The following is an 18881-nucleotide window of genomic DNA, read 5'->3' as shown; positions in this document are numbered from 1 at the left end:
CACCGTCCGAGTATGTGCCGTCATCGGCGGTCGGGGTACGGCTTTAATGAACAGGAGACGAGGATCCCCATCTCCCATTCTTACACGCCGTCTTCCGCCCTCGTGCATGATTAGCGGAACGGGGGGCGCCGATTCGCCCGTACCCCGGACGGGTACGGGAAACGATAGCGCGCGTTCGATACTCATACAAATAAAAAGGCGGCGCATGAAAACAGGATTCAGGCACAAGCGCAAGGACGGCCTCCGCCGACAGGCCCAGATCATGGATATCGCGCTGGAAATCTTCGCGGAAAAGGGCTACCACTCCGCATCGATAGACGACATCATCAACGCCGCCGACATCGCGAAGGGGACGTTTTATCTCCACTTCGAAGGCAAGGCCGATATCCTGGCGAAACTCATCGACCACTACCTGGACATGCTCTACGAGGCCTCCATCGTGCTCGATATCTCGCAGCCCAGGCCCATACCGGAGATCAAGAATCTCTACCTGGACATGGCCCGCTTCATCACGAGCTCCATCGAATTCAAGCACTTTATAAGGCTGGTGCTCCGTGAGGCCATAGGCCTGGACCAGACCTTCCTGAACAAGGTGAACGGGTTCTTCGACCGCATGATAGAAATGTCGGCGAGCTACATCCGCAGGGCCCAGGAAGAGGGAAAGGTGCTGGCCGATCTCGATCCGGTCGGCGTCTCCTATTGCATCATCGGATCCGTGAAGGAGCTGCTGTTCCGCTGGGCCGTCATGGAAAGCAAATTCAACATAGAACAGACCATCACCACCACCGTCGATCTCTTTTTTCGCGGCATGCTCGTCAACCCCGAAGACGCCCGGGCCACGAACGCACCCAAATGAAAATACTGGTCGTGAGCGACAGCCACGGCAATTCCGCCGCGCTCGCCCGCATCGTGGAGCGCGAGCTGCCCTTCGAGATACTGGTTCACTGCGGTGACGGCGTGCGCGACCTCGCGCAGCTGCGCATCCCGCGATCGGTGCGCGTCGTGGGGGTCACCGGCAACATGGACCGCGCCGTCGTTACCGGTCGTGAGGTTCTGGAGCTATTCGAGCTTCCCGGCTTCAAATTCCTGGTGACGCACGGCGACCGGCAGCGCGCGCACGAGGACTACCTGGGGCTCCTCGACGAGGCGCACGTCCGGGGAGCCGATATCGTGCTTTTCGGCCACACCCACCGGCCCTTCCTTCGCGAGGGGCGTCCCTCGCTCTTCAATCCCGGGGCGGCGCAGCAGGGCTTCTACGGGACCGTGCTCGTATCGGACCGGATTGAATTCTTCCATAAGCGGTGGGAGGCCCCTCCCGGTTGAGCCCCGCGCAAGATGTTTTGCGTTCGAAATAGAAGAAACCGCGAATACACGCCAATACACGCCAATCAGTTTATTGCCGAACCATACAATTCGTGTCCATTCGCGTTCATTCGCGGTTAAATTGCCTTCAGCAATCATCAAATCATGCTCTGTTATGATTGTCGTGAGCTGCATTGTTCAAATTGCTGCACGAAGGGGAGTCCCGGTGATGCGTGAAGGAGGCGGTTTAGTTCCTACTGGAGGTAGCGCTCGCCCATGCCCTGGAAGTCCTTTTCCCGGTCCATGAAACAGCGCACGACCGACTCGTCGAAATGCGAGCCCGCGCTCCCGGTGATGATCTCGATCGCGCGGTGGTGCGGGTACGGGTCCTTGTACGGCCGCTTGCTGATGAGCGCGTCGTAGACATCCGCCACTGCCACGATGCGCGCGGAAAGGGGAATCTGCGTGCCGGCGAGCCCCATGGGATAGCCGCTTCCGTCCCAGCGCTCGTGGTGGTAGTAGGCGATCTCCTTGCCCAGGTTCAGGTAGCTCCGGCCCTCAACGCGTTTCTCGGCCTCGGCGATCGTGTCGCCGCCAATCGTGGAATGGCGCTTAATGACCTCGAATTCTTCCCGCGTGAGTTTGCCGGGCTTGTGGAGGATCGAATCGGGAATCCCGACCTTTCCTATGTCGTGCAGCGGGCATGAGTTGACCAGGTCGCGGATATACTCCTCGGTGATGTAATCTCTGTAGTCGTCGTTGTTCGCCATTTCCCGCGCGAGTATCTCGGTGTAGCGCATGATCCGTTCGAGGTGCATGCCCGTCTCGATGTCCCGGTACTCGGTGAGCTTCGCGAGGGAGAGTATGGTGATGAGCTGCGCCTGATGGAGGCGGCTCGTGAGCTCCTTTCCTTTTTCCACGAGCTCGATCTTTTCCGTATTGTCGAAGAAGAACGCGATGATGGCGAGCGGCGTGCCGGTTTCGTCGCGCATCGCCGATTCCACGTACAGCACGTTTACCGGCCGGCCGTCGCGCCTCTGGAAGCGGACCGCGCTGCTCACCTGGTGCGTGGGGCACGAGCCGCCCGCGCTCATGCGGCGCGGGGACTCCGGGTCCCCGCCGATGATGAGATCGGACACGTTTTTCTGAAGCACCTCGTGCGAGGCGTATCCCAGGATGAACCGGGCTCCCTTGTTCCAGCTCGTGATGGTGCCCGCCAGGTCGGTGGTGATGATGCCGATAAAATCGTTCTGGAGGATCTTTTCCTGGAACGCCGAGAGGTTTCCCACCAGGCGCTCGAGACTCTTTCTACGGGAGATGTCGCGCGCGACGATCTGGAAACCCTCGTGTTCCTTCTCGAGGGAGTTGATCATTATTTCGGTCCAGATATCGCCCTTTCCCACGGTCGACATGGGGAGCTCGATGGGATCCACGCCCGAGGAACTCGAGAGCGCGGCGTCCACGGCGAACTTAAGCTGCAGTCCCCCCTCGGGTGTGAAGAGGGAATAGACCGAAAGCCCTTTCTTCTGCAGGGTGGAAATTCCCGTGGACTTGTAAAATATCCGGTTGGAATAGTTGATGATGCCCGCGCGGTCGCACAGGATGATCATGTCGCGCGAGCGCTCGACGAGGTTGCGATATTTTTCCTCCGAGGCCTGGAGCTTCATCGAGCTTATCTGGCGGTTGAACTCTATCGCCGCCGTGTTGGCCAGGAAGTTCAGATACTCGTAATTCCGCTCCAGGGTGTCCACGGCGATGGAGAGCCCTATGGCGCCCAGGCTGGTGCTGTTGGTCTTCAGGGGGAACACGACGATCGAGGTGTCCCTGACCCTGGAGGCGATGCGCTCCACGACGAGCTCGTCCAGTCCCGCGAAACACTCCTGGAGGAATACCCGTATGCCCCGCTCGCCCCGGTAGGGCATGGGCTTGCCGGTCCGTACGGCGTGGACGAAGGGGTTGCGCGGATGGCGCTTCGGGGAGACCTGCCTTCCGAGTATCCCCGCGCCCAGAATGGATTCGAACTCCGAGAGCATCGGTGCGGGGTGCGCCTTCACGCACTTCATGGCGCGCTCGTCGCTCATCACCACCACAATGAACTGCGCCCCCAGGTCCGAAAATCCGCTGATTATCCGGTCCATGCTCTCATCGAGGTGATGCACGCCCTTGATTTCGTATATGGTGTTCACGAGCACCGACAGCATGCGTTCCTTGGCGCGCCGTTCGTCTATCTGGATATGTATGGTGTTTTCGAGGTCGCGGCTGTGGGATTCCTGGAGCATCTGCCGTTCCACGGAATCGGTGATATCCTGGACCGCTATCATGACGGTCGTGATGGCGCCGCCGGCGTCCTTGACGGGGACCACGTCCTTGCGATAATAGGTGGTGCCTCCATCCTTTTCCACCGGGCATACGGCCGAGGTATCCTTGCCGGTGAGAAAGGCCGTAGTCGCCGGACACTGGGGGCAGGGGCCGGAAAGGGGCTTGTCGTGGAAAATTTCGTAGCAGAACCGGTCACCCTGTCTGGGACCCGCGAACTGCCGGTCGAATCGTGTATTGGTTTCCCTGATCCTGTAGTCCCTGCCGAGAATGAATACGGGAAGCGGGGTCGCCCTGAAGAGCCCCTTGTAATCATGGGTCTCTCCGCGTTTGTCGCCCGGAATGTGGTCTTTTTTCGTACTCATGTGCTCTGGTTATTCCGCTGGGTTGTGTTCCACGTCTTAGGGCCCTGGCACGAATGGATATGGAAGCCTGCGCCGGGTTTGCCGCTATTTTTATCCCGGACGCGCATTACTTATATTTCGGCGCGACGGACCGCCTCTAACACAAAATAATTGGGGTTCCTTCTCCAAAGATGAGGTAACAGGGATAATTTGCGGGAATTTCCGAATAACTCGCTTTAGACGGAGTAAGATGCCTCTTTTTTAACCAGTATCTCCTTGATCTTGGAGTCACCGGCGGAAAAGTAGATTATGTGGCTTTCAAGTATCTTGTACTCGCTCATGAGCCTGAGGAAATCGTCATCCAGACCGTACTCCAGGAGATCGACTTCCCGCATCCGCGCCTTGTTTATAAATATTGCCTTCATGTCACTCCTGTGCCAAGTGCGTATGCTTCCGGCGCCCTGGGCGAAGAATCGCGCGGAGGGCCGTCACGGTTCAACAAGCCTTTGCTCCGATTCGCGCGGCACTAAACGATCCCGGATGAAAACCCCGGATATCGAAAGACGCCATGCGTTAACATGCTAGGAGGCCGGTCGATATTTGTCCAGTCTTTTACAATTTTTCATTTCCCGGGGTCATTCGTGCCCCCCGGAGGCCGCATCGCGCGCCCGGTTCACCGCGATTTTACATATTTGTAATTGACAAATAGTTTTAACTTTTGCTTTTTTGCCTAGCAGCGCGTCGGATTGGTCCGTCCCGGCGGGGCGCGTGCCGCCCGTTCCATGAATGCCGTGTTTTTTCTTGATTATACCGCGCTCGTATGCACACATTTACTCGCAGGCGCTCGTCCGCCGAGGTGATACATGCCCAAACGTGAAGACATAAAAAAGATACTCATCATAGGCTCCGGGCCCATCGTGATCGGGCAGGCGTGCGAATTCGACTACTCGGGTTCGCAGGCGTGCAAGTCACTCCGCGAGGAGGGCTACCAGGTGGTGCTCATCAATTCCAACCCGGCGACCATCATGACCGACCCGGAGCTGGCCGACCGCACCTACATAGAGCCGATCAACGCCGATGTTGTCGAGAAGATCATCGCGCGCGAGCGGCCGGACGCGGTGCTCCCCACCGTGGGCGGCCAGACGGCGCTCAATGTCTCGCTCGAGCTCCATGAGCGGGGTGTGTTCGAAAAATACGGCGTAAAGCTTATCGGCGCGAATATAGATTCAATTAAAAAAGCCGAGGATCGCGACCTCTTTAAAAAAGCTATGATCGATATCGGTCTCGAGGTTCCCGATTCAATGCTGGCCTCGTCCATGGACGAGGCGTTGCTCGCGCTCGAACGGATCAAGCTCCCCATCATCATACGGCCGGCGTTCACCCTGGGCGGGACCGGGGGCAATATCGTCTACAACAAGGAAGATTTCACGGACCTGGTCCGCAAGGGCATGGACGAGTCTCCGATAAACCAGGTGCTCCTGGAGGAATCGGTCATCGGGTGGAAGGAATTCGAGCTCGAGGTGATGCGCGACACCCAGGACAACGTCGTCATCATCTGTTCCATCGAGAACCTCGATCCCATGGGGATTCACACCGGCGATTCCATAACCGTCGCCCCCCAGCAGACGCTCACCGACCGCGAATACCAGAACCTGCGCGACATGTCGATCCGCATCATCAGGGAGATCGGGGTCGATACCGGCGGCTCCAACATCCAGTTCGCGGTGAACCCGCGGGACGGACGCGTCATGGTCATCGAAATGAACCCGCGCGTGAGCCGCAGCTCCGCGCTCGCCTCCAAGGCGACGGGTTTTCCCATCGCGAAGATCGCGGCGAAGCTCGCGATCGGGCTTACCCTGGACGAGATTCCCAACGACATTACGCGGGAGACCCCCGCGAGCTTCGAGCCCACCATCGACTACGTCGTCGTGAAGATCCCGCGCTGGGCCTTCGAGAAGTTCGAGGGCGCGGACACGAGGCTGGGGACGCAGATGAAATCGGTGGGCGAGGCGATGGCGATAGGCCGCACCTTCAAGGAATCCTTTCAGAAGGCGCTGCGCTCGCTCGAGATCGACCGGTACGGCTTCGGCTCCGACGGGAGCTTCAAGCTCGACGACGCGCTCAAGGGGCTCTCGGAAAAGGTGCAGAGGGATTTCCTGGAACAGGGGCTCGTGAACCCGCGCGAGGACCGCGTGTTCTACCTCGAAAAAGCATTATCGCTGGGCTGGAGCGTCGAGCGCCTGGAGCAGCTCACGCGCATCGATCCCTGGTTTCTCGATCAGCTCAGGGAGATCGTCGAGGCGGGGAAGGAATTCTCGCGCGAATACGAGCAGAACGGACTGGTTCCCGAATCGGTACGACGCATGAAGACGCTCGGCTTCTCGGATATGCAACTGGGATTCCTCTCGAACGCCGCGCAAATCAAGGACCTGCACGAGAAGGGCATACCCTTCAAGAAGGAGCTCTCGAAAACCATCAAGCAGAAGGAGCGCGCGGTGCGCGAGTTCCGCTTTAGCAATGGAATAATTCCCGGCTTCCGGCTTGTCGACACCTGTGGGGGCGAGTTCGAGGCCTTCACCCCGTACTACTATTCGTCCTTCGACGACGAGGACGAGACCCGTGAATCGAAAAGGATGCGCGTCATGATCCTGGGTGGCGGGCCCAACCGGATAGGGCAGGGCATCGAGTTCGACTACTGCTGCTGCCACGCCTCCTTCGCGCTGCGCGAGGAGGGCATCGATTCCATTATGGTGAACTCGAATCCCGAGACGGTCTCGACGGACTACGACACCTCGGACCGATTATACTTCGAGCCCCTCACGCTGGAGGATATTCTTCATATCTACCGGCGCGAGAAGCCCGACGGGGTCATCGTGCAGTTCGGCGGGCAGACCCCGCTCCGCCTGGCCAAGGCGCTCGAAGAAAACGACGTGAAGATTATCGGCACCTCCCCCGACTCCATAGACCGCGCCGAGGACCGCGAGCGTTTCGCCCAGGTGGTGCACGCGCTGAAGCTCCGCCAGCCGGAGAACGGCATCGCCTTCACCGCCGAGGACGCGATCGCGACCGCGAACCGGATCGGCTATCCCATCCTGGTGCGTCCCTCGTACGTGCTGGGCGGGCGCGCGATGTCCATCCTGTACGACGAGAAGAGCCTGGTCGAGTATATAAGCACGGCGGTGACCCTTTCGCCCGAGCATCCCATCCTCGTGGACGATTTCCTCGAGGACGCGATCGAGATCGACGTGGACGCCCTGTGCGACGGGGAGCGCGTGTTTATAGGCGCGATCATGGAACACATCGAGCAGGCGGGCGTGCACTCGGGCGACTCGGCCTGTATCATCCCGCCGCTCTCGATAAACCGCTTCATGATGGACGAGATCGCGAAATCCACCGAGGCGCTCGCGATGGAGCTGGGCGTTATCGGGCTCATCAACATCCAGTTCGCGATCAAGGACAGTCTCCTCTACGTCCTCGAGGTGAACCCGCGCGCCTCGCGCACGGTGCCCTTCGTGTCCAAGGCGACCGGCATCCCGCTCGCGAAGATCGCCGTGAGGCTCATGCTGGGAAAGAAGCTCGCCGATTTCAAGCTCGTGAAGATGAAGGAGACGCCGTATATCAGCGTGAAGGAGGCCGTGCTCCCGTTCAATAAATTTCCGGGGGTGGACACCCTGCTCTCGCCCGAGATGAAATCGACGGGGGAGGTGATGGGGATCGCGGCGCATTTTGGCGAGGCATTCTTCAAGGCCGAGATGGCGGCGGGCGACCTCCTGCCCATGGAAGGGACCGTGTTCCTCTCGATCAACCCGCTCTCGAAGGAGGCGCTCCTGGGGGACATCCGGCTCCTGTACGATAACGGGTTCCGCCTGGTCGCCACCGAGGGGACCGCGCTCTATTTCAACGACAACGGCATCCCCTGCGAGCGTGTGTTCAAGGTGAGCGAGGGACGGCCCAACATTATCGACCTGATCAAGAACGGCGAGATCGACCTGATCATAAACACGCCCACGGGAAAGATTCCCAAGCACGACGCCTTCACGATCCGGCAGGCTGCGCTGCGCTATCACGTGCCCATTATAACGACGATATCCGCGGCGAAGGCTGCCGTACAGGGGCTGCTCGAGGTCAGGAAGAACGGCGAGATCACGGTGAGATCGCTCCAGGAATACCACAAGGAGGCCGATTAAATGGGCGAACAGATCATTCTGAACAAGGACGACATCGCGCGCATCCTGGACGAAACCGCGGACAAGATCCACGCGGAAATCCCGAACCTGGACGAGCTCGCGATCGTGGGGATCCAGACACGCGGTGTGGAGCTCGCCACCAGGCTCCTGGCGCGCCTGGAGCGCCTGTCCGGGAAGAAGATCAGGTCCGGCATCCTCGACATCACGTTCTACCGCGACGACCTCGCGACGCGGGGGGTGCTCCCCGTCATCAAGGAAACCAAGATCGAGTTCAATATCACCAAGAAGACGATACTGCTCGTGGACGACGTGCTCTTCACCGGCAGGACCACCAAGGCGGCGCTTGAAACCCTCACCACGTTCGGGAGGCCGCAGGCGATCCGCCTGTTCGTGCTCGTGGACCGCGGCAACAGGGAACTGCCCATCCAGCCCGATTATTTTGGCTTCAGGGTGGACACCACCCTTGAGGACAAGGTGCGGGTGCGCCTCAATATCCACGACAACACCGAGGACCACGTGAGCCTCACACGCCCCTGACGGGGGCGGTGTGGGAGACGATATCACCAGCCGAATTTTCACGGGATTGTAAAAAATACTCGCCCTCCCTTGAATATCCCGGGTATTGCACTATATTTCACGCATTGTATCTCGAGGGGAAGGCTTATTCATTCCGCGGAGAAACAAACAGAAAAGCGGAAACCATGTGGGGTGAATGGCCATGATGAAGGCAGTAGCGGCGCACCTGGACGATTTCGACAAGCTCCTTTGCAGAAAGGTATCTTTTTTGACCGGGGCGCGTTTTTTCGACCGGATCATGTACCTGCTCTCCGCAAGCGCGGACGGGTACCTCTATATACTCCCGGCGATCGCGATTCTGGTGTTCGACCTGCAGGGGGCGCGGACCGTCTTCGGGGTCACGCTCTCGGCGTTCGGGATAGAGCTCATTATTCAAAAGGCGGTAAAGAACCTGGTGAGGCGCGAGCGCCCGTGCGAAAGCGCAGGGATCCAGTGCCTGGTGAAGCCGCCCGACAAGTTCAGCTTTCCCTCCGGGCATACCGCGGGCGCGTTCCTGATCGCGGCCGTGCTCCCCGTATTCTACGGATTCAGCCCCATCCCGTTATATGCATGGGCCTCGGGGGTCGCGTTCTCAAGGGTGTACAACGGCGTGCATTATCCCTCCGATGTAATCAGCGGGGCAATTCTTGGCGTTGCGTCCGCATATGGCGCCATGTGGGTGATACTCTAGGCATTAAAGGGGTCAGAGCCCCGCAGTACCGGCCCTCCCGCGTATCATGGCAGGAGGGCCTTTCCGGCGAAACCATGATTTCAGCCCTTCCTGCGCGCCTCCAGGTTTTGACGCGCGGCGGGGTTGGGGATGAACGACAGGAGGCCGTCCAGCTTCGCGCAGGAATAATCGGCGCAGGCGGCACAGGTGTCGTGTCCCTTCTCCATCCCGCACAACCGCACGACGCACGACTTGCAGTGGCCGAAAAGCGTATCGGATCCCGAAAGACAGCCGTCGCAGTTTATCTCGTCGATCGTGAACGGACGGCCGAACATCTTCGACCAGAGTTCCGCGACCTTTGCGCGCTTCTCATCGTCGTTTTTTTGCGTCGCCCGGTACACGGGACATGCCGCGCAGTCGAGCCCGCACATTGCAATCATTTCACTCATGATGTTCCTCCCTGTGTGAATATCGGATCGTTAAATTCTTTTTAAATTGCGCATAACGGTCAAAGAAATCTCACTGAAGCATGAAAAGCTCCCGTACGTCCTCGCGCCCCATGATTTCCAGGATTCGTCCCGACAACTCCGTGTTTTCCTCAAAGGGCGTGTCGCGATAGAGGCGGAGCGCATTTGACAATTCCTTCGTGCGTTCCCGGGTCTTCACGACGACCACGTCCGCGATCTTCCGCCGGTGCGAAGCCGTGCTTCCCGCGTCCCCGTCCGGGAGCCACCGCGCGCGGATCATGTTCCCGACTTGAAGCGCGCATCGGCACGGGTTTGCGGGATCGATGAGCCCGCAGCGCGCCTCAAGGAAATTCGCGAGCTGCTTTCGCGCGCGGGAAAGGAGTGCGCGGAAATTGGACTCGCTTACGCCCAGTATCTCCGCGCCGGAGCGCGCGCCCGCCTGGAAGATTTCGCCCAGGATGAAGGCGAGCCTCTTGCGCCGGTCCAGGCAGAGCAGGAGCCCCGTCAGGCAGAGCTCCCGGGCTTCATCGGCGAGGAGCCGATAGTCGGGACGGTTCGAGTCGCGGGTGTCCTCCAGGTCATCCACCGCGGGCGTGAAGGCGTCCTTAATTCGCGCGCTCGCCACGAGCGTTTCGGGGCCCCTGGTCCGCATAGTGATCACGTGGTTGGCGGCGATACGGTAAATCCAGGTGCGTATCGATCCCTTCGCCGGATTGTAAGCCGACAGGTGCGTGACGATCTTCAGCAGTATCTCCTGCGTCACGTCCTCCGCATCGTGGCGGTCGAGCACCATCTTGAGGGCGATGTTGTATATCCAGGCCTGGTGGCGGTAGACCAGCCGCTCGAGCGCGGCGGCGTCCCCTTCGAGCACGCGCGCGACGATGTCCTCGTCCCTTTCGGTCTCGTCCCTGATCTCGACAAACGGGTTGTACATCGTTCCTCCCCCTGTCCCTTATACACAATAAACCCGTGTTCGTGACAATCGCGAGCGTTTTTTTTTGCGCCGGGCAGAGCGAACCGATCTCCGGAGAGCAGCCTCGCTGAAAACCATTACGCAACGATCACGATCCTTAAATTCGTGTTCATTCGCGTCCATTCGCGGTTAATGCCTTTGTATTTTACCGCGGATTTACACGGATTTCCACGGATTTCCACGGATCACGGAAGAGCAGGATAGTCGGTTTTCCACAAACCCGCTCCGCTGAAAACCATTACGCAACGATCAGGCCAACAAAAATCCGTGTTCATCCGTGTCAATCCGTGGCCAATGCCTTTGTATTTTGCCGCGGATTTACACGGATTTCCACGGATCACGGCGATGCGGGGGCCAATACGCCCGTCCATAAAGGATTTGCCGTCCCGCGCGGGTCATGCCTGAATGGCGCTGCGATGACGATACCGGAGGTAACGGCGTGAAGATGACGCTCGGATGCGTGACCTGCAGCGTGAGACAGATAGAGGCACTGCTCGAGCATGCCCCGATCGACCCCGATGCGAAGATGGCCTGCATGAAGGCCGCGCTCGCCGGCCTGGCCGCGTTCGACATGAACCTGTCGCCCCCGGCGGCCGCGGCGGCGTTTCACGCAAAGATCAGAGACCTGCTGGGCGACGAGGACCCCTACCGTGAATTGAAGCGCCGCAGCACGCAAGTCTCGCTCGAGCTTTTTCCCGCGATGAAGGCACGCGTCGATGCGAGCCCGGACCCGCTCATGGCCGCGCTCAGGGTCGCGATCGCCGGGAACATCATAGACTATGGCGCGCGGCAGGGGGCGGGGCGGGCCGATATACTGGAGTCCATGGAGCGCGCCCTGGCGGGCGACGCGGACGAGGACTTCGCGCGCGCGTTCCGGGAGGACGCCGCGCACGCGGAGCGCATACTCTACGTGGGCGACAACGCGGGGGAAATCGTTTTCGACCGGCTGCTCCTCGAGCGCCTTGGCCCTTCGCGCGTAGTCTTCGCGGTACGGGGCGGCCCCATCATCAATGACGCGACGCTGGACGACGCGCGTGCGTCGGGCCTGGACGGGTTGGTGCGCATTGTCACGACGGGGGCCGCGCTCCCCGGGGTGGACGGACGCGCATCGTCCCCCGAATTCCTGGACGCGCTCGCCTCCGCGGACATGATTGTCTTCAAGGGACAGGGGAACCTGGAAACGGTCATCGACGGCGAGCTCGATGGGTTCGCGAAGCGGGGGGCGCGGATGTACTTCCTGCTCAAGGTAAAGTGCGCGTACGTCGCGGCGCGCCTGGGAAAGGATCTTCTCGACATCGCCTGCCTGCCCGCACCGTCGGAGCCTAAAGGACACGGCATCCCACTTTGCCGACAAAAAATCCGCGTTCATCCGCGTCAATCCGTGGCCAATGCCTTTGTATTTTGCCGCGGATTTACATCGACCTGTACCGCCGGGAGCGTGAAAAAAAAGGTCGCTCCTTTCCCGGGCCTTGATTCCGCCCATACGCGTCCCCCGTGCCGGCAGACGATGCGCTGCACAATGGTAAGACCCACACCCGTGCCGGGGAATTCCTCCTGGGGATGCAGCCGCTCGAAAATTTCGAAAAGCTTATCGGCATCCTTCATGTCGAAACCGATACCGTTGTCCTTCACGAAATAGGTATTTTCGATCCCCTGGTTCCATCCCCCCATTTCTATTTTTGGATGGCGCTGCCGCGACGAATATTTGAGCGAATTCCCTATCAAATTTTTAAGAAGCTGCTCGATCATGACCTCGTCGCCGAAGCACGGGGGCAGGGTGCCCGCTTGAAGGCTGGGCTGCCGGTCATCCTCCCGCGGACCGAGCAGCGAGAATATGCGCGTCGACATCGCGGCAATATCGATCGGCTTGAGATCGAACTGGTGGTTTTCCAGGCGGGAAAGCTCCAGCAGGTCGCTTAACAGGTTTTCCATCCTGCGGACCTCGTCCCCGATTATCTTCAGGTAGCGGTGCGCCTCATCGGGGATGAGCCCGCCGAAATGACGGGCGACCAGGTTCGCGTACCCGCCTATGGTGAGGAGCGGAAGGCGAAGATCGTGCGAGACCGTGTAGTTGAACGCCTCGAGCTCCCTGTTCGCCTCCTCCAGCTTCGCGACGGCGCCCGTGAGATTCTCGTTGAGCGAGCGTATTTCCTCCTCCGCGCGCCTGGCCGCGGTAAGGTCGTGCACGAACACCACCACAAGCTCCTCGTCCTGGATGACCACGAGGCGCGCGCGCACCTCGCAGGGAAAGACGCTGCCGTCTTTTCTCATGTTTCTCGTCTCGATGAAAATGCCGTCGCCGGCAAGCCTGTCGCGGACGGCATCCGGATGGATCATGCCGGCGTCCCCGGGGAGCAGGTCCATCACGGTGATGCCGTGCAATTCCTCGCGAGTGTAGCCGAACTGGTCGCACGCCGACTGGTTGCAGTCCAATATGCGGCCGTCCAGGGATTCCAGGAAGACGGCGTCGGTCGACGATTCGAGTATCGTACGGTTCTTGATCTCGCTTCTCTTGAGCTTCTCCTCATAAAGCCGGCGCCCGGCGATCTCCCGCTGGAGGCTCGTGTTCGCGGCTTCGAGCTCCCCCGTGCGCGCGCACACGAGCTCCTCGAGGCGGTCGCGGTACCCGTGCAGCTCTTCCTCGGCCTGCTTGCGGCTGGTGATGTCCAGTACGAACCCGTCGAGGCGCGCCACCTCGCCCCATTCGTCCAGGATGACCGACGCGGTATTGGATATCCACCGGGTCTCGCCGTTCTTGTGGACGATGCGGTGCTCGATCGGGTCCGGGTTCAGGTTGGCGCGCACGTTCCCGAAAAACGCGAGCACGCGCTCGCGGTCCGCGGGATAGAGCATCCGGTGCCAGAGGTCGGGATCGGCCTCGTATTCCGCGGGGGTGTACCCGGTCACCTTTTCGGATTGCGGGCTGTGAAATGCGGACGAAAGCGTCCCGCCGGTGAAGTATACGCTGTACACGTATTCGTTAATATTCCGTATGAGCGTTCCCAGGCGCTCCTCGCTGCGTTGGAGCTCTTCCTCGGTGCGCAGGCGCCCGATTATACCGTCCAGGTTTCTCCGATAATCCTTCAGCATACGGAATACGACATACCAGGCGGACACCAGTCCGGCGGCTGTTCCCGCCGCGGCTCCAAGGAGCAGCCGGTACGGTGCCGGCAGGCCCGGCGCGAGGATAAATTCAAGAAGCTCCACGAGGAGGACGATCGCGAGGGCGCACAGCGCCGCCCCGGCCAGGGCCCCGGGAATGCCCGGGCCCTGCCTGTGGGGGGAAGCGCAGGGATCCCCCCGGAGGGCTGATTTTTCGCGCATGTCGCTGTCGTTCCCATTCCGCATGGGACACCTTCGCTTTCGGCGTCGCGGGGGATAGCACCCCGGAATCGGCAGCCTGGCAATGCGAATACGACATTGTGTACACGGGATAGGGAGATCGTTCCATACCGGGTGCGATATGGACGCCTGCAGAAAATATATGGATGTATCGCTATGAAGTCAAGGAACCGGGCTACGCGTCTCCTAGTGCGGCAAGCTCTTCGTCGAATCGGCGCGTTTCGTCCTCGTGGCGGCAGGTCGCCTCGTCCAGGTCCGCGTAGAGCGATTCGGCGCGCGAGGAGAGGTCGTGGGCGCGGATAGACAATTCCTGGATCCGCGCGCCCTCGCCCAGCCGGGAAGCCTCGATGAGCAGGCGGTTCGTCTCCGCGAGCTCCGTTTCCGCGGCGGCGATTTCCTCTTCGAGCGCGCCGATACGCTTTTCTAGGGGCTTAAGGGTGCGCGACCGCCGGGTGACGATATCGGACCGAATCCTCCGTAGCTCCTTGCGGTTCAGGGCTGCCTCCGATGAAGAGGACCCGTCGCGATCCGCCGCCGCAGACTCCTCCTCCCAGCCGATCTTCCCGAGGAAGTCCTGGTACGTTCCCTCGTGCACCTGCGCCTTGCCCCCCTGGAAGGCCACGATGCGCGTGGCGAGGGCGTGAAGGAACATCTCGTTGTGGGTCACCATGACCACCGCGCCGTCGAAATTGTCGAGCGCCGCGAGCAGGGCGTCGCAGGATTCCATGTCGAGGTGATTGGTGGGCTCGTCCAGTATGAGGATGTTCGCGGGCGCCGCGAGGATCCTCGCCAAAAGCACCCGGCTCTTCTCCCCGCCGGAGAGCACCGCGATCTTCTTGAGCGCGTCGTCGCCCTCGAAGAGCATCGCCCCGCAGATATTGCGCGCCGCCTGCCGCTCGCCCGAGGGCACGACCGAAAGGACCTCGTCCTCGATCGTCATCGTGGGCCTGAGGACGTGCATGTTCGTCTGCGCGTAATAGCCCATCCGCGTATTGGGATTCAGGCTCACCTCGCCGGCCGCCGGCGCGAGGTCTCCCGTCATGAGGCGGAGCAGGGTGGACTTGCCCCTGCCGTTTCGTCCGATCACGCACACGCGATCGTTGCGCCCGATCGTGAGATCGAACCCGTTAATGAGCCAGGGTTCCCCGCCGGAATACGAAAAGGTGATCCCCTGGGCCGTGAGCGTGTACTTGCCCGGGAAGGGGGCCTCCCTGAACGCGAAGTCGAGCGTCTTGATCTTTTTGAGCTTGTTCTGCTTTTCCTGCTTTTCCAGCGCCTTCACGCGCGACTGCACCAGGCTCCCCAGGCGCGCCTTCGCGCGGAACCTGCTGATGAACACCTCTATCTCCTTGCGGCGCCGCTCGTCGTTCACGCGCGTTTTTTCGTAGATCTCCTCGTCCTTGATGATCTGCGTGTAGAACTTGTCCGTCCCCCCGGCGATCTTGCGCGCCTTGCCGCGGTGCAGGCCTATCGTGTGCGTGATGACGCCGTCCATGAATCCGCGATCGTGCGTGATGAGCAGCAGCTCCGACTGCCACTGGTTCAGGAAGCGCGCGAGCCAGCGTATCGAGGTGATGTCGAGGTAGTTCGTGGGCTCGTCCAGGAGCAGGAGGTTGGGGGTCGATACGAGCGACTTGGCGAGATTGAGCCTCACCTGGAAGCCGCCGGAGAGCTCGCGCGGCGCCTTCTGCATGTCGGCCGCGGTGAACCCCAGGCCGGAGAGAATCTTTTCCACCTGCCACTTCTCGTCGCGGTGCGCCTCGGGCAGTCCCCGGCACCCCTCCTCGATGACCGAGGACTCCGAGAAGGTGAGGACCTGGCTCACGTGACCCACGCGGTAATGGCGCGGGATCACCACGGTCCCGGAATCGGCCTGTTCCTCGCCCAGGATGATGCGGAAGAGCGTGGTCTTCCCGTGGCCGTTGCGGCCCACGAGCCCCGCGCGCTCCCGGAAGCCCAGGCTGAAGCTCACGCCGTCGAAGAGCATGCGCGCGCCAAATGACTTGGAAAGGTTATCGACGGTGATCATGGGTTGGACTGTGCAATGGGTTTATCGGCGCTCCAGGGTCTCAAGGCTCCCGGATAGCCCGGGCCCATCCTGAAATCAACCCCATTTTTCCGGCGCGGTCCATTTTTTTTATGGCCGCCTCGCGCTTAAGGGCCGCGCTCCGGTCCGGGGCCCGCTCCTCGTAGGCGAGCTTGAAGGGAAGGCGCGAACGGACGTAGCGGGAGCCCTTTCCCTCGAGGTGCTCGCGCATGCGGGACTCGAGGTCGTTCGTAATGCCGGTGTAGAGGCTCCCGTCCCGGCAACGGAGCACGTAGACCGTCCAGGCCGCGGGCTCCCCGGCCGTCACGGCCTGCGCCTTCTAAGGAATAGGGTGCATGCGCACAGCGCAGGCAGGATGATTTTCAACGGTGCGTTTTGCATGGCGTCCGGCTCCTTTTTGTTTCGGGTCAGGGTATGCATGCGCGAGAAAAATCTCAATTGTTTTTCGGCGCGGAAACGTTTCCGCGCTTTCACCGCGCCAGTCCCAGGCAGATGCGCGTCGCCATCGCCGCGGCGTCCTCGGTGGAAAGAGCTTTCTTGATCGTCGCGTCGAAGTACACCTCAGCCGAGGGCGGAAACTCCGCGTCCCCCGTACGATACGCGAGTACAAGGTAGAGCGCGCCCACTCCCTGGATGCGCGCCCCCAGGTCTCCCAGGGCCGCCTCGCTCCACCTGAAGCGGTCGAGCCGTTTCCGGAGCACGGCAATGTCGTTCCCGATCGATTTCACGAGCGGTGCCGCGGTGCGCGCCAGGAAGGGCCCCAGGTAGAACGCGCCCCCCGGCAACTCGCGGAAACTCATGAGCTCGCCCGTTTCCCGCACCGGCGCGCGGTTCAGGAGGTAGTGCAAGGCGAGCACCCGGTCGACCGGGCGGGCCGGCTCCCCCGATTCCGCGTCACGTGCCGTGAATCCGGGCGGCCGGAGCACGATGACCCTCCCGAAAACCTCCAGGGAAACGGTCCCGTCCGGACACGGGGGTGCGAGCCCCAGGACGGCGCAGCGTTGGGCCATGTCCGCGCGAGCGAGCTCCTCCGCCGCGATCTCCGCGGCGCGCTCGCAGGCACGTTCCCTGTTGGTGCGATGCTCCATGCGCCCCCGGATTCGGTGAAGTGTAAGCGGGTAGTTCCCGGTTCGCGACAGGACCCGGGATATCAAACCCCGCACAGCTCATCAAGCATTATTAGGTGAAGAGGGCTGTCCGCAATTCGCGGTTCGGATCAACAATTGAGTTGAAATATCGGTCCCCATGCCCTTAATTAATCCTGCGAGGATGACACCCCGCATGACGGGAAACGGACCGGCCACATTGTGCCGGGGTCCCGCACTTTTTGGGAATCGGAAGCCGGGAATCGTCCGGGGTCCGATACAACCCGCACAGGAACGGTGAATAAACCCATGAAAACAAGATATGTACCGATTATAATCCTTTTAACGGCAATCCTCTCCTGTGGGGGCGGAGGCGGCGGGGGAGGCGGCGGCAGTACCGATATACAATACTGGACCGCGATTGACTGGCAGACGGTCAATGCAAATTTCTATGCCGGATACACCTACGACGGCCTCGCGCCCTCCTGCTCGGGGGCCCCGGGCACCTACAGCAGCGATTTCAGGTTCTTTTACAAGGAAGGCTCGGTAGACAAGCTCCTGGTTTTTTTCCAGGGAGGTGGCGCATGCTGGCACGGGAGTAATTGCCTGGATACATCAACCTATTCGGAAGAGCTGCAGCTTTACGATAACCAAAGCATCCTTGATATAATCAGCAACGGCGGTGCGCTCACCTACGGTCCCGGCTACGGGGGAATCTTTGATTTCACGGATGACCGCAATCCCTTCAGGGACTGGAACATGGTCTATATCCCCTATTGCACCGGCGACCTTCACTGGGGCGCGAATGACGCCAGCTACACGACTGCCGGTTCCGGCACGCAGACGATCCATCACCGGGGAAGCGTCAATTTCCATCTTGTGCTTCAGTGGATGATCGATACATTCGCCACGGATCCGGATACGGTTTTCGTAACCGGGATAAGCGCGGGCGCATACGGGGCGATCATGAACTTTCCCTTTATCCAGGGAGCATTCCCTTCTTCTCACTTTTTCGTCCTGGGAGACGCGGGAAACGGTATCGTAAACAATAATTTCCAGACTGTCGGCGTCCTTAACTGGGATATCCAGGCTCCAGTATCGACCGACATCCTCGTGGACGACGATTTCACCGCGTTTGACTCGGGTAATATAGAAACACTGGCGCTCTCGGACGTTTATGCCGCGATCGCGAACCACTATACCACCGCGAAGTTCGCGCAGTACACCGCCGCGTGGGACGAAAACCAGTCGTATTTTTTCAATGTCATGGAAAAGATTGCCGCTGCGAATTATACCGAGGCTGATTGGAATGCGGTAAGTTGCACCACGTGGGATTCCTGGAACAACCAGATGAACAGCATGGTGGACGATACGGTGACGGGCGTCACGACGGGCACCTACCACTACTTCATCGCCCCCGGCGACGTGCACACGATCCTCATGGACGCGGACCTCTACCAGACGTCGTCCGCCGGCGTGCTCCTGGTCGACTGGATCAACGCGATGCTGAACGGCACGGCAGGCTTCGTGGACGTCGAGTGCACGGGCAATTGCGGCGAACCCGCCGGGGCGGTGTGTCCCTAGGACATTTCG

At 60.6% G+C, this 18881-nt stretch carries 15 protein-coding genes; 7 read left to right on the top strand and 8 right to left on the bottom strand.

Annotated features, from left to right (window positions below):
* Positions 1-46: 46 nt before the first annotated feature.
* Both EPN93_00795 and EPN93_00790 read left to right on the top strand, forming a co-directional pair.
* Positions 47-856 carry a TetR/AcrR family transcriptional regulator gene (locus EPN93_00795; GenBank protein TAL39814.1) on the top strand — a complete coding sequence of 270 codons (810 nt, stop codon included), beginning with the start codon at positions 47-49 and terminating at the stop codon, positions 854-856.
* Positions 853-1323, top strand: coding sequence for a YfcE family phosphodiesterase (locus EPN93_00790; GenBank protein ID TAL39813.1), 471 nt, complete (start codon positions 853-855; stop codon positions 1321-1323). The genes EPN93_00795 and EPN93_00790 overlap by 4 nt, the downstream gene beginning before the upstream one ends.
* Before the next feature lie 233 nt (positions 1324-1556).
* Here EPN93_00790 and EPN93_00785 read toward each other — a convergent pair whose 3' ends face one another.
* A complete protein-coding gene (locus EPN93_00785; GenBank protein TAL39812.1) occupies positions 1557-3983 on the bottom strand; it encodes a PAS domain S-box protein in 2427 nt (808 codons plus the stop codon).
* Between the two features lie 215 nt (positions 3984-4198).
* Positions 4199-4387: a hypothetical protein gene (locus EPN93_00780; protein ID TAL39811.1), complete on the bottom strand. Its 189-nt coding sequence runs from the start codon at positions 4385-4387 to the stop codon at positions 4199-4201.
* Between the two features lie 438 nt (positions 4388-4825).
* Between EPN93_00780 and carB the strand changes: the two genes are divergently transcribed.
* The 3 genes from carB to EPN93_00765 all read left to right on the top strand — a co-directional run bounded on the left by carB (position 4826) and on the right by EPN93_00765 (position 9395).
* Positions 4826-8149, top strand: a complete 3324-nt coding sequence (gene carB / locus EPN93_00775; GenBank protein ID TAL39810.1) for a carbamoyl-phosphate synthase large subunit — start codon at positions 4826-4828, stop codon at positions 8147-8149.
* Positions 8150-8686: a bifunctional pyr operon transcriptional regulator/uracil phosphoribosyltransferase PyrR gene (pyrR, locus tag EPN93_00770; GenBank protein TAL39809.1), complete on the top strand. Its 537-nt coding sequence runs from the start codon at positions 8150-8152 to the stop codon at positions 8684-8686.
* 175 nt (positions 8687-8861) lie between these two features.
* Complete coding sequence (locus EPN93_00765; protein ID TAL39808.1) at positions 8862-9395, top strand: phosphatase PAP2 family protein; 534 nt, start codon at positions 8862-8864, stop codon at positions 9393-9395.
* An 80-nt stretch (positions 9396-9475) separates the two neighbouring features.
* Here EPN93_00765 and EPN93_00760 read toward each other — a convergent pair whose 3' ends face one another.
* Both EPN93_00760 and EPN93_00755 read right to left on the bottom strand, forming a co-directional pair.
* The gene (locus EPN93_00760) at positions 9476-9814 is read right to left on the bottom strand and encodes a DUF3795 domain-containing protein (GenBank protein ID TAL39827.1); all 339 of its coding nucleotides are present in this window, start codon (positions 9812-9814) and stop codon (positions 9476-9478) included.
* Positions 9815-9893: 79 nt separating this feature from the next.
* Positions 9894-10775 carry a sigma-70 family RNA polymerase sigma factor gene (locus tag EPN93_00755; GenBank protein TAL39807.1) on the bottom strand — a complete coding sequence of 294 codons (882 nt, stop codon included), beginning with the start codon at positions 10773-10775 and terminating at the stop codon, positions 9894-9896.
* Positions 10776-11211: 436 nt separating this feature from the next.
* Between EPN93_00755 and EPN93_00750 the strand changes: the two genes are divergently transcribed.
* Positions 11212-12453 (top strand): DUF89 family protein, encoded by a 1242-nt coding sequence (locus EPN93_00750; GenBank protein TAL39806.1) that lies wholly within the window; start codon positions 11212-11214, stop codon positions 12451-12453.
* Here EPN93_00750 and EPN93_00745 read toward each other — a convergent pair.
* The 4 genes from EPN93_00745 to EPN93_00730 form a co-directional block, all read right to left on the bottom strand.
* The gene (locus EPN93_00745; protein TAL39805.1) at positions 12189-14162 is read right to left on the bottom strand and encodes a PAS domain S-box protein; all 1974 of its coding nucleotides are present in this window, start codon (positions 14160-14162) and stop codon (positions 12189-12191) included. The two genes, EPN93_00750 and EPN93_00745, sit on opposite strands and share 265 nt — an antisense overlap.
* A gap of 169 nt (positions 14163-14331) precedes the next feature.
* Positions 14332-16185, bottom strand: a complete 1854-nt coding sequence (locus EPN93_00740) for an ABC-F family ATP-binding cassette domain-containing protein (protein ID TAL39804.1) — start codon at positions 16183-16185, stop codon at positions 14332-14334.
* Positions 16186-16225: 40 nt separating this feature from the next.
* Positions 16226-16510 carry a GIY-YIG nuclease family protein gene (locus EPN93_00735; protein ID TAL39803.1) on the bottom strand — a complete coding sequence of 95 codons (285 nt, stop codon included), beginning with the start codon at positions 16508-16510 and terminating at the stop codon, positions 16226-16228.
* Positions 16511-16673: 163 nt separating this feature from the next.
* The gene (locus EPN93_00730) at positions 16674-17291 is read right to left on the bottom strand and encodes a DUF3786 domain-containing protein (protein ID TAL39802.1); all 618 of its coding nucleotides are present in this window, start codon (positions 17289-17291) and stop codon (positions 16674-16676) included.
* Between the two features lie 306 nt (positions 17292-17597).
* Between EPN93_00730 and EPN93_00725 the strand changes: the two genes are divergently transcribed.
* Positions 17598-18872, top strand: coding sequence for a hypothetical protein (locus EPN93_00725; GenBank protein ID TAL39801.1), 1275 nt, complete (start codon positions 17598-17600; stop codon positions 18870-18872).
* Positions 18873-18881: the final 9 nt, after the last annotated feature.

This window comes from Spirochaetota bacterium, from assembly GCA_004297825.1.
Taxonomy (GTDB): domain Bacteria; phylum Spirochaetota; class UBA4802; order UBA4802; family UBA5368; genus FW300-bin19.
Note: the sequence above shows the minus strand (reverse complement) of the source record. Positions and strands in the feature narration are given on the sequence as shown.

Bases quoted from the DNA above. Each gene is read 5' to 3' on its own strand.
- EPN93_00795 (TAL39814.1), top strand. From the start codon at position 47: ATGAACAGGAGACGAGGATCCCCATCTCCCATTCTTACACGCCGTCTT.
- EPN93_00790 (TAL39813.1), top strand. From the start codon at position 853: ATGAAAATACTGGTCGTGAGCGACAGCCACGGCAATTCCGCCGCGCTC.
- EPN93_00785 (TAL39812.1), bottom strand. From the start codon at position 3,983: ATGAGTACGAAAAAAGACCACATTCCGGGCGACAAACGCGGAGAGACC.
- EPN93_00780 (TAL39811.1), bottom strand. From the start codon at position 4,387: ATGAAGGCAATATTTATAAACAAGGCGCGGATGCGGGAAGTCGATCTC.
- carB (TAL39810.1), top strand. From the start codon at position 4,826: ATGCCCAAACGTGAAGACATAAAAAAGATACTCATCATAGGCTCCGGG.
- pyrR (TAL39809.1), top strand. From the start codon at position 8,150: ATGGGCGAACAGATCATTCTGAACAAGGACGACATCGCGCGCATCCTG.
- EPN93_00765 (TAL39808.1), top strand. From the start codon at position 8,862: ATGGCCATGATGAAGGCAGTAGCGGCGCACCTGGACGATTTCGACAAG.
- EPN93_00760 (TAL39827.1), bottom strand. From the start codon at position 9,814: ATGATTGCAATGTGCGGGCTCGACTGCGCGGCATGTCCCGTGTACCGG.
- EPN93_00755 (TAL39807.1), bottom strand. From the start codon at position 10,775: ATGTACAACCCGTTTGTCGAGATCAGGGACGAGACCGAAAGGGACGAG.
- EPN93_00750 (TAL39806.1), top strand. From the start codon at position 11,212: ATGCCTGAATGGCGCTGCGATGACGATACCGGAGGTAACGGCGTGAAG.
- EPN93_00745 (TAL39805.1), bottom strand. From the start codon at position 14,162: ATGCGGAATGGGAACGACAGCGACATGCGCGAAAAATCAGCCCTCCGG.
- EPN93_00740 (TAL39804.1), bottom strand. From the start codon at position 16,185: ATGATCACCGTCGATAACCTTTCCAAGTCATTTGGCGCGCGCATGCTC.
- EPN93_00730 (TAL39802.1), bottom strand. From the start codon at position 17,291: ATGGAGCATCGCACCAACAGGGAACGTGCCTGCGAGCGCGCCGCGGAG.
- EPN93_00725 (TAL39801.1), top strand. From the start codon at position 17,598: ATGAAAACAAGATATGTACCGATTATAATCCTTTTAACGGCAATCCTC.